Here is a 13,040-nt window from a genome sequence, read left to right as displayed (position 1 = left end):
ACGACCTCCAGGTATCGAAAGGCCCGCCGGGGAGGGCCCATGAAGAGTGGAGCGCTGGAGGCCTCGCCAGGTTCCATTTTTAAGGTGCGCTGTGCATCACAGGATCGGTTTGCCCCCGGTTACCCCGAAACGCTGGCCGGTGATGTAGCTGCCTTCGTCCGAGGCCAGCAGCACATAGATCGGCGCCACTTCCACCGGCTGGCCCGGACGGCCGAGCGGGGTATTGGCGCCGAAATTCTGTACCGTATCCTCGGGCATGGTCGAGACGATCAGCGGCGTCCAGATCGGTCCCGGCGCCACGCTGTTGACCCGGATACCCTTTGGCCCGAGCATCTGCGCCAGGCCAGCGGTGAAGTTGGCGATCGCGCCCTTGGTCGTGGCATAGGCCAGCAGGGTGGGGTTGGGCATGTCGGAGTTGACCGAACTGGTGTTGATGATCGAGCTACCGGGCTGCATGTGCTTGAGCGCCGCCTGGCAGATCCGGAAAATGGCGGTGATGTTGACGTCGAAGGTCATCACCCATTCTTCGTCGGAGATGTCCTCGAGGTTTTCGTGGGTCATCTGGAACGCCGCGTTGTTGACCAGGATGTCGATGCGGCCGAACCGCTCGACCGTTTTCTCCACCAGGGCTTGGCAATGCACCTTGTGCGCCAGGTCACCCGGCAGCAGCAGGCATTGGCGGCCGGCTTGTTCAACCCAGCGTGCGGTTTCCTCTGCATCTTCCTGCTCGTCGAGATAGGCAACGGCCACGTCGGCACCTTCACGGGCGAAGGCAATGGCCACCGCGCGGCCGATGCCGCTATCGCCCCCGGTGATCAGGGCGATCTTGCCGGTCAAGCGACCGGAACCCTTGTAGCTCTGCTCACCGCAATCCGGATAGGGATCCATTTTGCTTTGGGAGCCCGGGACGGGTTGCTGTTGTTTGGGGAAGGGTGGTTTTGGGTAGTCGTTCATCATCGATCTCCGGGTTCAAGGATGGGGGAGTCATAGGGTTGACCCTGGCCTTTTGTGCGGAGTTCGGTTGGATAATGTCCTGATGACGGGTGAAAACCTTGTAGGAGCTGGCTTGCCAGCGAAGGCGCCCGAAAAGACCAACGCAATGTTCAAGGACGCCTTCGCCGGCAAGCGGGGCTCCTACAGGGTTCTGCGCCGACCGGGCGGCTGCGCTAATATGCCCACCACTCAAACAAGAACAAGGCTCGCCTCGCGCAATGTCGGAAAAAGACACCATTTCCATTCAACTGGTGCGTGAAGCGCTGTTGCAAAGTTGCGCCCCGGGCGCGGCCACCGATGAGGTGTTGGGCAAGGTCGGCATCGATCCGGCGTTGCTCGGCAGTAGTGACGCGCGGGTTCCCGCCAGCGCTTATGCGCGCCTGTGGCGCTTGCTGGCCCGGCGGGGGGATGACGAGTTCTTTGGCATGGACCCGCGCAAGCTCAAATCCGGCAGCCTGGAGTTCCTCTGTCGCTGTGCCATGGTCCAGCCGAGCCTGGCGGCCGGGCTCGGCAGCGGCCTGGGTTTCCTGTCGTTGATGCTCGAACGCATGCCCGCCGAGCTTGTGCATCAGCAAAGCCTGGCGGAAATCGTCTTGCTCGAAGACGACCACGAGCCGCGCCGGGCCTTCACGTACTTCACCTACTGGATGATCGTGCACGGCGTGGCCTGTTGGCTGGCCGGACGGCGAATTCCGATCCTGGCGATCGAGCTGCGCTGTGCCCAGCCGGATTTCTGCGATGATTATCAGGTGATGTTCTCCGAGAACCTGCGCTTCGACCGACCGCGCACGCGGATGATCTTTTCCGCGGACTGCCTGGGTTTGCCGATCAAGCGCAGCGTCGAAGAGCTGCGGCGCTTCCTGGCCCATGCGCCGGCCAACATCCTGGTCAAGTACCGCGATCCGCAAAGCCTGGCCAGCCGGATCAAGCACGACTTGCGGCAACTGCCCGCCGAGCACTGGCCGGAGACCGAAACCCTGGCGCAACGCCTGTGCATGTCGGCCTCGACCCTGCGCCGGCGCCTGGCCGAGGAGGGGCAGACGTACCAGGGGCTCAAGGACAGCGTGCGCAAGGAGCTGGCCATCGCCTGGCTGGCCGAACCGGCCATCAGCTTCGCCGAAATCGCCACCCGCCTGGGGTTTGCCGATGCAAGCTCGTTCTACAAGGCGTTTCGCAAATGGTCGGGGTCCAATCCCGGGCATTACCGCAGTTTGATTCTCAACGAAGCCAGTTGATCTGGATTTCTGGTCGTATGGGCGGGCCTCTTCGCCTGTAGCAGCGAGCTTGCTCGCGATGGTCGTGAACGATGACGCTGGGAGCCTGATGCCCCGCGGTGTTCTCGAGCCCATCGCGAGCAAGCTCGCTCCTGCAGCCTTGGCCAAACCAGTCAGACAACTTGATAACTTTGACCATTGCCCGACACCCCGCGCAGAGCGAGTATTTCCCTGTTGGTTACGGTTCCCCCCACCTAACAAAAAATACAGAGGGATTCTGGCAATGCGCGATTACTTGTCTGCCGTTTCACAGTTCCATTATCAGCACACCGTCGATGCCGCACTCGCCGGCAATCTGACCGCCCTCAACGCCTGCATCGAATGTTGCGACCGGCATGCGCTGCCGGGGCGTATCGCGCTGTTCTGGGAAGGCCGTGACGGCACCGGCGCGACCTACACCTTCAACGAACTGCAGGACAAGGCCGCGCGTTTTGCCAACTTCCTGCTGGCCCAGGGCGTGAAGAAAGGCGACAAGGTCGCCGGACTCCTGCCTCGTAATATCGAATTGCTGATCACCGTGTTCGCCACGTGGCGCATCGGCGCGGTCTATCAACCCTTGTTTACCGCCTTCGGTCCCAAGGCCATCGAACATCGCCTGGGCAGTTCCGGGGCGAAAGTGGTGGTCACCGACGCGGTCAATCGCTCGAAACTGGCGGAAGTCGCCGACTGCCCGACCATCGTCACAGTCACCGGCCCCAAAGGGCAGGGCATAGTCCGTGGGGACTACAGCTTCTGGGCCGAACTGGCCAACCACTCCCATGTCTGCGAACCGGTGCTGTTGACCGGCGAAGACCCGTTCCTGCTGATGTTCACCTCGGGTACCACCGGCCCTTCGAAAGCCCTGTCGGTGCCGCTCAAGGCCATCGTCGCCTTCCAGAGCTACACCCGTGACGCGGTGGACCTGCGCCCTGAGGACGCCTTCTGGAACTTGGCCGACCCGGGCTGGGCCTACGGCATCTATTTCGGCGTCACCGGCCCCCTGTCCATGGGCCACCCGATCACCTTCTACGATGGCCCGTTTACCCTGGAAAGCACCTGCCGGGTGATCAACAAATACGGGATCACCAACCTCACCGGCTCACCAACCGCGTATCGCCTGCTGATCGCCGGTGGCGACGAATTCGCCCGGTCGATCAAGGGCAAGCTGCGCATCGTCAGCAGCGCCGGCGAGCCGCTGAACCCGGAAGTGATCCGCTGGTTCGCCGATAACCTGGACGTGGTCATCCATGACCACTACGGCCAGACCGAGCTGGGCATGGTGCTGTGCAACCACCATGGCCTGGCGCACTCGATCCACATGGGCGCCGCCGGTTTTGCTTCGCCGGGCCACCGCATCGTGGTGCTGGACGACGATCACCAGGAACTGGGCGTTGGCCAACCGGGCATCCTGGCCATCGACCGCACCCAGTCGCCGATGTGCTGGTTCGCCGGCTACGAAGGCGCACCGACCAAGGCCTTTGTCGGCAATTACTATTTGAGCGGCGACACGGTGGAGTGGAACCCGGACGGCAGCATCAGCTTCGTTGGCCGCAGTGACGATGTGATCACCACCTCCGGCTACCGCGTCGGCCCGTTCGATGTGGAAAGCGCACTGATCGAGCACCCGGCGGTGGTCGAAGCCGCGGTGATCGGCAAACCCGATCCGGAGCGAACCGAACTGGTCAAGGCCTTCGTCGTGCTCAGCGCGCAATACCGTGCCGCGCCAGAGTTGGCCGAAGAGCTGCGCCAACACGTGCGCAAGCGCCTGGCGGCTCACTCCTATCCCCGGGAAATAGAATTTGTCAGCGAGTTGCCGAAAACCCCAAGCGGCAAATTGCAGCGCTTTATCTTGCGCAACCAGGAAATCGCCAAGGCTCAAGAGGCCGCCGCGAAGAACGTTTCAGCTTGAATTGAAGGACACAATGATGCAGATCGAAAACAAGGTTTTTCTCGTCACCGGCGGTGCTTCCGGCCTCGGTGCGGCCACCGCTGAAATGCTGGTCGCAGCCGGCGCCAAGGTGATGCTGGTGGACATGAACGCCGAAGCCGTCGCGGCCCAGGCCCAGCGCCTGGGCGCGCAAAGCGTGGTCGCCGACATCAGCAACGAAGCGGCGGCAGAAGCGGCGGTGCAGGCGACGGTCAAGGCCTTTGGCGGCCTCAACGGGCTGGTCAACTGTGCCGGCATCGTGCGTGGCGAGAAGATCCTCGGCAAGAACGGTCCGCACGCGTTGGCAAGCTTCAGCCAGGTAATCAACGTCAACCTGATCGGCAGCTTCAACATGCTGCGCCTGGCGTCGGCGGCGATTGCCGAAACCGAAGCGGACGCCGATGGCGAGCGCGGCGTGATTATCAACACTGCCTCGGCGGCGGCCTATGACGGCCAGATCGGCCAGGCGGCCTACGCCGCGTCGAAAGGCGCCATCGTCAGCCTGACCTTGCCGGCCGCCCGTGAACTGGCGCGCTTCGGCATCCGCGTGATGACCATCGCCCCGGGCATTTTCGAAACGCCGATGATGGCCGGCATGACCCAGGAAGTGCGCGACTCCCTGGCCGCTGGCGTACCGTTTCCGCCACGCCTGGGCAAACCTGCCGAGTATGCCCGGCTGGTAAGGCATATCATTGAAAACAGCATGCTCAATGGCGAGGTGATCCGTCTCGACGGTGCCTTGCGCATGGCCGCCAAGTAAGGAGGATTTGTCATGACCTTTTCCAACGATCCGATTGTTATCGTCAGCGCCGTGCGCACCCCGATGGGTGGTTTCCAGGGCGAACTGAGAAGCCTCACCGCACCGCAACTCGGTGCCGCTGCGATCAAGGCCGCGGTGGAACGAGCCGGTGTAGCCAGCAATGGCGTCGACGAAGTGTTGTTCGGCTGCGTACTGCCGGCCGGCCAGGGCCAGGCCCCTGCACGTCAGGCGGCGCTCGGCGCCGGGCTGGATAAATCGACCCGTTGCACCACCCTCAACAAGATGTGCGGCTCGGGCATGGAAGCGGCCATCCTGGCCCACGACATGCTGGTGGCTGGCAGCGCCGAGGTGGTGGTCGCCGGTGGCATGGAAAGCATGTCCAACGCACCATACCTGCTGGACCGCGCCCGCAGCGGCTACCGCATGGGGCACGGCCGGGTACTGGATTCGATGTTCCTCGACGGCCTCGAAGACGCCTACGACAAGGGGCGCCTGATGGGCACCTTCGCCGAAGACTGCGCCGAAACCAACGGCTTCAGTCGTGAGGCCCAGGATGCGTTCGCGGTGGCTTCGACCACCCGCGCCCAGCAGGCGATCAAGGACGGCAGCTTCAAGGACGAGATCGTGCCCTTGACCGTCACCGTCGGCAAAGAGCAGGTGACGATCAGCCATGACGAGCAGCCGCCAAAAGCCCGACTGGACAAGATCGCTTCGCTGAAACCGGCGTTCCGTGATGGCGGTACCGTGACGGCGGCCAACTCCAGTTCGATCTCCGACGGTGCGGCGGCACTGGTGCTGATGCGCCGTTCCGAGGCCGACAAGCGTGGCCTCAAGCCGCTGGCGGTGATCCATGGCCACGCGGCCTTCGCCGATACCCCGAGCCTGTTCCCGGTGGCACCGGTGGGCGCGATCGAAAAACTGATGAAGAAAACCGGTTGGTCGCTGAACGACGTCGATCTGGTGGAAGTCAACGAAGCCTTCGCCGTGGTCAGCCTGGTGACCATGACCAAGCTGGAAATCCCCCACGAAAAACTCAACGTGCACGGCGGCGCGTGCGCCCTCGGCCACCCGATCGGTGCGTCCGGCGCGCGGATCCTCGTGACCCTGCTCTCGGCCCTGCGCCAGAAAGGCTTGAAGCGTGGCGTTGCAGCGATCTGCATCGGTGGCGGCGAAGCCACGGCCATGGCCGTGGAATGCCTTTACTAGGCCAACCCCACCCCTGTGGGAGCCAGCCTGCTGGCGATGACGGTGTGTCATGAAAGTAGAAATTGACTGACACGACGCCATCGCCAGCAGGCTGGCTCCCACAGGGTTTTGTGTCGTACCCCGGATTCTAAGGATTCACCATGATCCCCAATGACGAACAACAGCAGATACGCGACGCGGCCCGGGACTTTGCCCAGGAACGCTTGAAACCCTTCGCCGCCGAATGGGACCGTGAACACCGCTTCCCCAAGGAAGCCATCGCCGAAATGGGCGAACTGGGCTTCTTCGGCATGCTGGTGCCGGAGCAGTGGGGCGGTTGCGAGACCGGTTACCTGGCCTACGCCATGGCCCTGGAAGAAATCGCCGCGGGCGACGGTGCCTGCTCGACCATCATGAGCGTGCACAACTCGGTCGGTTGCGTGCCTATCCTCAATTACGGCAATGCCAACCAGAAAGAGCGCTTCCTCAAGCCCCTGGCCAGTGGCGCCATGCTCGGTGCTTTCGCGCTGACCGAACCCCAGGCCGGTTCCGATGCCAGCGGCTTGAAAACCCGTGCCCGTTTGGACGGCGATCACTACGTGCTCAACGGCTGCAAACAATTCATCACCTCGGGGCAGAACGCCGGGATCGTGATCGTGTTCGCCGTGACCGACCCGACTGCCGGCAAACGCGGCATCACCGCATTCATCGTGCCCACCGATTCGCCGGGCTACAAAGTCGCCCGGGTCGAGGACAAGCTCGGCCAGCACGCCTCGGACACCTGCCAGATTCTCTTCGAAGACGTGAAAGTGCCGGTGGCCAACCGTTTGGGCGAAGAGGGTGAAGGCTACAAGATCGCCCTGGCCAACCTCGAAGGTGGGCGCGTCGGCATTGCCTCGCAATCGGTGGGCATGGCCCGCGCCGCATTCGAAGCGGCCCGCGACTATGCCCGTGAGCGCGAGAGCTTCGGCAAGCCGATCATCGAGCACCAGGCCGTGGCGTTCCGCCTGGCGGACATGGCGACCCAGATCGCCGTGGCGCGGCAGATGGTGCATTACGCGGCGGCCTTGAGAGACAGCGGCAAGCCGGCGTTGGTGGAAGCCTCGATGGCCAAGCTGTTCGCCTCGGAAATGGCCGAGAAGGTATGCTCCTCGGCGCTGCAAACCCTTGGCGGTTACGGTTACCTGAACGACTTCCCGCTGGAGCGGATCTACCGCGACGTGCGGGTCTGCCAGATCTACGAAGGCACCAGCGATATTCAACGCATGGTCATTTCACGCAATCTTTGAAAGGGAACCCGCTTGTGAACTACGAAACGATTCTGCTGGAAACCCATGGCCGCGTTGGCCTGATCACCCTCAACCGCCCACAGGCGCTGAACGCGTTGAACGCGCAGATCGTCAGGGAACTGAACCAGGCCCTCGACGGCTTCGAGGCGGACTCGAACATCGGCTGCATCGTCCTGACCGGTTCGAAAAAGGCCTTTGCCGCCGGTGCCGACATCAAGGAAATGGCCGAGCTGACCTATCCGCAGATTTATATCGACGACCTGTTCAGCGACAGCGACCGCGTGGCCAACCGCCGCAAGCCGATCATCGCCGCCGTCAACGGTTTCGCCCTGGGTGGCGGCTGTGAACTGGCGCTGATGTGCGATTTCATCCTGGCTGGCGACAACGCCAGGTTCGGCCAACCGGAAATCAACCTCGGCGTATTGCCGGGCATGGGCGGCACCCAGCGCCTGACCCGTGCCGTAGGCAAGGCCAAGGCCATGGAAATGTGCCTGAGCGGGCGCTTGATCGATGCCGTGGAAGCGGAGCGTTGCGGCATCGTGGCGCGCATCGTGCCGAGCGATGAGTTGCTGGATGAAGCGCTGAAAGTCGCGGCGCTGATCGCTAAAAAGTCCCTGCCGATCGCGATGATGGTCAAGGAAAGCGTCAACCGGGCTTTTGAAGTGAGTCTGTCGGAAGGCGTGCGCTTTGAGCGTCGGGTGTTCCATGCGGCGTTCGCGACGCAGGATCAGAAGGAAGGGATGGCGGCGTTTATTGCCAAGCGTGAAGCCGAGTTCCAAGGTAAGTAATGTAGCGTTCTTGCGGGCCTCTTCGCTGGCAAGCCAGCTCCTACAGGTTTCGGTGTGTACACAATATGTGTGACCGACCGAGAACCCTGTAGGAGCTGGCTTGCCAGCGAAGCTTTTAAGGCTTCAGACCAGATAGTTCTTCAGTTCACGGGCAATCACCATCCGCTGAATCTCGCTCGACCCTTCATAGATCTGCGTGATCCGCGCATCCCGGTAATACTTCTCGACCGGGTAATCCTCCAGATACCCATATCCGCCATGAATCTGAATCGCTGAGGAGCAGACTTTCTCGGCCATTTCCGAAGCAAACAGCTTGGCCTGCGAGGCCTCCGACAGACAAGGCTTGCCCGCCGTGCGCAGGCGAGCGGCGTGAAGGATCATCAACCGCGCGGCGTTCAACTGCATGTGCATGTCGGCCAGCAGGTTGGCGATGCTCTGGTGTTCATTGATGGTTTTGCCAAACTGCACACGATCGCGGGAATAGGCCAGCGCCGCTTCAAACGCCGCGCGAGCAATGCCCAGCGCCTGGGCGGCGATGCCGATGCGGCCGCCTTCGAGGTTGGACAGCGCGATGGCCAGGCCCTTGCCGCGCTCGCCGAGCAGATTGGCCTCGGGGATGGTGCAGTTGTTCAGGGTGACCGCACAGGTATCGGAGGCGCGGATGCCCATCTTGTGTTCGGTGCGGTCGACGATGAAGCCAGGGGTGTCGGTTGGCACCAGGAACGCCGAGATTCCGCGCTTGCCCAGGTCCGGGTCGGTCACCGCAAACACGATCGCCAGCTTGGCCCGCTTGCCGTTGCTGACGAACTGCTTGGCGCCATTGATCACCCACTGGCCGTCGCGCAATTCGGCGCGGGTGCGCAGGTTGTGCGCTTCGGAGCCGGCTTGGGGTTCGGTCAGGCAGAAGCACCCGATGACCTGGCCGCTGGCGAGGTCCGCCAGCCAGGTCTGTTTCTGTTCTTCGCTGCCGTAGTTGAGCACCGGCCCGCAGCCCACAGAGTTGTGGATGCTCATGAACGCGCCGGTGGCGCCGTCGCCGGCGGAGATCTCTTCCACCGCCAGGGCATAAGCGACGTAGTCGACATAAGTGCCGCCCCATTCCTCGGGCACCACCATGCCCAGCAGGCCCAACTCACCCATCTTCGCCACCAGGGCGTCGTCGATCCAGCCGGCCTTTTCCCAAGCCTGGGCGTGGGGCGCGATTTCGCCACGGGCAAAGTCCCGGGCCATGTCGCGGATCATGACCTGTTCTTCGGTCAATTCGAGATCGTGCATGGTTCAGCTCCCGCTCTCATCGAAACCGTTGAAGAAGCTCGCCACGTGTTCGGCGTCCAGCGCCTGCAGGGTAGGCGGGTTCCAGCGCGGGTTCTTGTCTTTGTCGATCAGCAAGGCTCGCACGCCTTCGATCAGGTCGCCGCGCTCGAACCACTGGCGGTCCAGGTGCAGCTCAAGGGCAAAACACTGTTCAAGGCTCAGGTGCCGACCGCGCCGGAGCATTTCCAGGGTTACGCCCATGGCCAGGGGCGAGCGGGTCTGCAGCAGGTCGGCGGTGCTCAACGCCCACTCATGGCTGTCGGCGACCGTGACCTCGCGCAGTTGCTCCACAATACTCGGCACATCGGGCAAGGCGAAGAAGTGGTCGATAGCCGGGCGCAAGGCGGCCAGCGGTGCATCGGGCAACTGTTGCACGGCGAGTTTCGCCAGCAGGCCCTGAAGATCCTTCAGGGGCGTGTCACGCCATTGCAGTTGATCGAGTTTTTCATCCAGCGTGGCGAGTTTGCCGCTGTCCAGGTACCAGTCGGCCAGCCCGCAGTACAGCGCATCGGCCGCGCGGATCTGCACGCCGCTGACGCCCAGGTAGATCCCCAGTTCACCGGGGATGCGTGGCAGGAAGTAGCTGCCGCCCACATCCGGGAAATAACCGATGCCGACTTCAGGCATCGCCAGGCGACTTTTCTCGGTGACCACCCGCAGGTCGGCGCCTTGCACCAGGCCCATGCCGCCACCCAGGACAAAACCGTCCATCAAGGCCAGCACCGGTTTGCGGTAATGATGAATCGCGAGGTCGAGGGCGTATTCCTCGACGAAGAAATCTTCGTGCAGCGTATCGCCGCCCTTGAAGCTGTCGTACAGCGAGCGAATGTCGCCACCGGCACAAAAGGCTTTTTCGCCGGCACCGCGCAGCACCACCGCATGCACCTGTTCATCCTGTGCCCAGGCGTCCAGCTGACGCTGCAGGTTGCGCACCATCTCGAGGGTGATGGCGTTAAGGCCGGCGGGGCGGTTGAGGGTCAGGTGACCGATGTGGTTGCGAACCTCGGCCAGCACTTCGTTTTGCGTGGCATCCATTGACGAAGTCGCTGGAGAAGAAACCTGAGCAGTCATCACTAACTCCCTGCTTTTATTGTTCTTTATTAAGAAGCTCGCGCGCGAGCGATGCTGGATCGTACCAGTGCAAATTTGCCTTGTACAACCGGGATATGTGCAGGTGCTGTCTGCATTTTTGCAGCGGCTTTTGTAGGAGCGAGCTTGCTCGCGATGGTCGTGAACGATAACGCGTAAACCATTGGTGCAGCGGTGCCTTGATGTTTTTCGCGAGCAAGCTCGCTCCAACAGATAAGCCGATTCAGGCGCTACGGCTCAACACCTCACCAATACTGCGACGCCTGGCCTGCAACTCAGTGGCATGGATCAGCTGTTCAAGATCTTCGGGGGTGACGTCGATGAAGGCTTCCATCTGCGCCAGGGCCAACTTCAGATCCTGGGCGGTGATTGCCTGGCTGTCGATTGGAGGGTGGTCAGCCGGGACCACGGCGACCGGCTCGCTGGCCCGCTTGGGATATCGAATGCGCGTCAGGTTGTTATAGGCCAGGGCGCTGAGCAGCATGGTCGATGCGGCCAGCATCACCGGCCCCAGGGCTTTCCAGTCCATGGCAATGGTCGCCGGGTCCGCCAGGACCATTAGCAACGCCAGCGCCCCGGCCGGTGGATGCAGGCAGCGCAGCCAGCACATCAGGATCAGCGCCATGCCCGCCGCCAGGCAGGCGCTGCCCAGGGTCCGTCCGAGCACGTGGGCCACCAGCAGCGCGACCACTGCGGCGCTCAAGTAACCGCCGAGTATCGACCAGGGTTGCGCGAGCGCACCGGAAGATACCGCAAACAGCAACACCGCCGAGGCACCCAGCGGGCCCACCAGGTGCTGCGCCACTTGCATGCCGAATACCTGGGCGCACAGCCAGACGCTGAACATCGTCCCCAGCGCCATGCCGATGGCAGCACGACTCCATTCTGAAGGGCGGGTGTTGACGGCGGCGGGCAACCAGCGAGCTAGCATGATGAACAGCGTTCCTTTGAAAACCTGAGGAAAAAAAAAGGCTTGTCTGGGAAATCCAGAAAGCCCTTGAAGTCGTTCCAACTATTGGGGGAGGAACGACGACAGTGTGCCGATCATTGCCGATGATGACAAATTCATATTAATGAAGCTTCAGTTCATTATTTCTGATGTATCGCCACACGCCGTCCACTCATGAAACACAGGAACCCGCCCAGGGCCGTCAGCGCGCTCAAGGCATAGAACATGGTCGGGGCCGGGGTGTGCATCAACAGGAAACCGCAGATCACCGGGCTCAGCGCGCCACCGAGGGCGGCCAGGTTCTGCGCGCCGTAGTAGCTGCCGCGCAGTTCTTCCGGGGCCAGGGTGTCGACGAAGAGGAATTCGGCCGGGTAGATGATCATTTCGCCGAGGGTGAAGATGAACATCGCCACGCACCAACTGACCATGCTGTCGGCCACGCTGAAGCCGATCAATCCGAGGATGAACAGACCGGTGCCGCCGGCAATCCAGAAGCGCAGTTTTTCACGGTTGAGGAACCGACCGATCTGGTACTGCAACAGGATCACGCTGATGGCGTTGCAGGCCAGCAGTGCCGCCATGATCTCCAAAGTGCGCCTGGAATCCTGGGTCACCAGCAGGTATTGCGACAGGTACAGGGTGAAACGCCCGTGCACCACGGTGCTGAGCAGGCAGCCGCAGGTGAACATGATCAGGGTGCGGTCGTTCTTCAGGGTGACCAGGGTCTTGAGGAAGCTCTGCGGTTGGCCGATGGTCGGTGCCTGCGCCGAATCCCTGGGGATGCCCAGCATCAGGAAGATGCTGGTGAAGGCGATACCGCCTGCGATCAGGAAGGGTGCGATCGGATAGACCCCGGCCATCACCACGCCGAACATTGGGCCGGTGGCGTAGCCGATGTTGGTCAGGGTATAACGCAGCGAAAACGCCTTGGCGCGCTGGCCCACGGGCAGGTTTTCGCTGAGGATCGCCTTGGAGCCGATGAGGAACAACGCCGAGGCCGTTTCGGAAATGACCAGCGTCAGGGTGGCCAGGTAAAGGTTTTCGGCAAAGGCCAGCAACACGAAGCCGATGGCGCTGGAGAGCATCGTGAGGATCAGCAGCCGGCGTTTTTCCAGGCGGTCGATGACGTAGCCGCCGTACAGGGCGAGCAGGGTGGCGATGAACACCGCGATGCCCAGCAGCAGGCCGACGTCCTGTTGGTTGAGGCCCAGTTTGTCGCTTAGAAACAGGGTGAGCAGCGGACTGATGATGGCGCGGCTGACAACGATGGTCAGCGAAACGATCATCAGCCGGCGAACAACGAGCGAGTAGGTGGCCACGGTGGGGTAAATGTCCTTATTCAGATGGCAGCTTCCGTGCTTGCCATCCTCAGGCAGATGCGGGCTCACTTCAAGGCGAATTCACACTATCCCTGTAGGAGCTGCCGCAGGCTGCGATCCTTTGATTTTTTGAAAGCAAGATCAAGAGATCGCAGCCTGCGGCAGCTCCTACAG

11 protein-coding genes are annotated in these 13,040 nt (G+C 62.2%); 6 read left to right on the top strand and 5 right to left on the bottom strand.

What is annotated here, in order from left to right; genetic code table 11:
- Positions 1-96: 96 nt before the first annotated feature.
- Positions 97-954 (bottom strand): SDR family oxidoreductase, encoded by an 858-nt coding sequence (locus NPS56_RS17650; RefSeq protein ID WP_274075780.1) that lies wholly within the window; start codon positions 952-954, stop codon positions 97-99.
- A 257-nt stretch (positions 955-1,211) separates the two neighbouring features.
- On the opposite strand from NPS56_RS17650, the gene NPS56_RS17645 reads away from it, so the two are divergent.
- The 6 genes from NPS56_RS17645 to NPS56_RS17620 all read left to right on the top strand — a co-directional run bounded on the left by NPS56_RS17645 (position 1,212) and on the right by NPS56_RS17620 (position 8,195).
- A complete protein-coding gene (locus NPS56_RS17645) occupies positions 1,212-2,228 on the top strand; it encodes an AraC family transcriptional regulator (protein ID WP_274075779.1) in 1,017 nt (338 codons plus the stop codon).
- Between the two features lie 262 nt (positions 2,229-2,490).
- A complete protein-coding gene (locus NPS56_RS17640) occupies positions 2,491-4,155 on the top strand; it encodes an AMP-binding protein (protein ID WP_274075778.1) in 1,665 nt (554 codons plus the stop codon).
- A 16-nt stretch (positions 4,156-4,171) separates the two neighbouring features.
- On the top strand, positions 4,172-4,933 hold the full coding sequence (locus NPS56_RS17635) for an SDR family NAD(P)-dependent oxidoreductase (protein ID WP_274075777.1): 762 nt from the start codon (positions 4,172-4,174) through the stop codon (positions 4,931-4,933).
- Between the two features lie 12 nt (positions 4,934-4,945).
- The gene (locus NPS56_RS17630) at positions 4,946-6,139 is read left to right on the top strand and encodes an acetyl-CoA C-acyltransferase (protein ID WP_274075776.1); all 1,194 of its coding nucleotides are present in this window, start codon (positions 4,946-4,948) and stop codon (positions 6,137-6,139) included.
- A gap of 140 nt (positions 6,140-6,279) precedes the next feature.
- Complete coding sequence (locus NPS56_RS17625) at positions 6,280-7,407, top strand: acyl-CoA dehydrogenase (RefSeq protein ID WP_274075775.1); 1,128 nt, start codon at positions 6,280-6,282, stop codon at positions 7,405-7,407.
- 14 nt (positions 7,408-7,421) lie between these two features.
- Complete coding sequence (locus tag NPS56_RS17620; RefSeq protein ID WP_274075774.1) at positions 7,422-8,195, top strand: enoyl-CoA hydratase; 774 nt, start codon at positions 7,422-7,424, stop codon at positions 8,193-8,195.
- 123 nt (positions 8,196-8,318) lie between these two features.
- Here NPS56_RS17620 and NPS56_RS17615 read toward each other — a convergent pair whose 3' ends face one another.
- From NPS56_RS17615 to NPS56_RS17600, 4 genes are all read right to left on the bottom strand, one after another.
- On the bottom strand, positions 8,319-9,470 hold the full coding sequence (locus NPS56_RS17615) for an acyl-CoA dehydrogenase family protein (protein ID WP_274075773.1): 1,152 nt from the start codon (positions 9,468-9,470) through the stop codon (positions 8,319-8,321).
- Positions 9,471-9,473: 3 nt separating this feature from the next.
- Complete coding sequence (locus tag NPS56_RS17610; protein WP_274075772.1) at positions 9,474-10,580, bottom strand: enoyl-CoA hydratase/isomerase family protein; 1,107 nt, start codon at positions 10,578-10,580, stop codon at positions 9,474-9,476.
- A 241-nt stretch (positions 10,581-10,821) separates the two neighbouring features.
- Positions 10,822-11,529 (bottom strand): HPP family protein, encoded by a 708-nt coding sequence (locus tag NPS56_RS17605; protein WP_274075771.1) that lies wholly within the window; start codon positions 11,527-11,529, stop codon positions 10,822-10,824.
- A gap of 158 nt (positions 11,530-11,687) precedes the next feature.
- Complete coding sequence (locus tag NPS56_RS17600) at positions 11,688-12,866, bottom strand: MFS transporter (protein ID WP_274075770.1); 1,179 nt, start codon at positions 12,864-12,866, stop codon at positions 11,688-11,690.
- Positions 12,867-13,040: the final 174 nt, after the last annotated feature.

It is taken from the genome of Pseudomonas putida (assembly GCF_028682635.1).
GTDB classification, from domain to species: Bacteria; Pseudomonadota; Gammaproteobacteria; order Pseudomonadales; family Pseudomonadaceae; genus Aquipseudomonas; species Aquipseudomonas putida_AE.
This window is presented reverse-complemented; position numbering and strand designations above follow the sequence as displayed.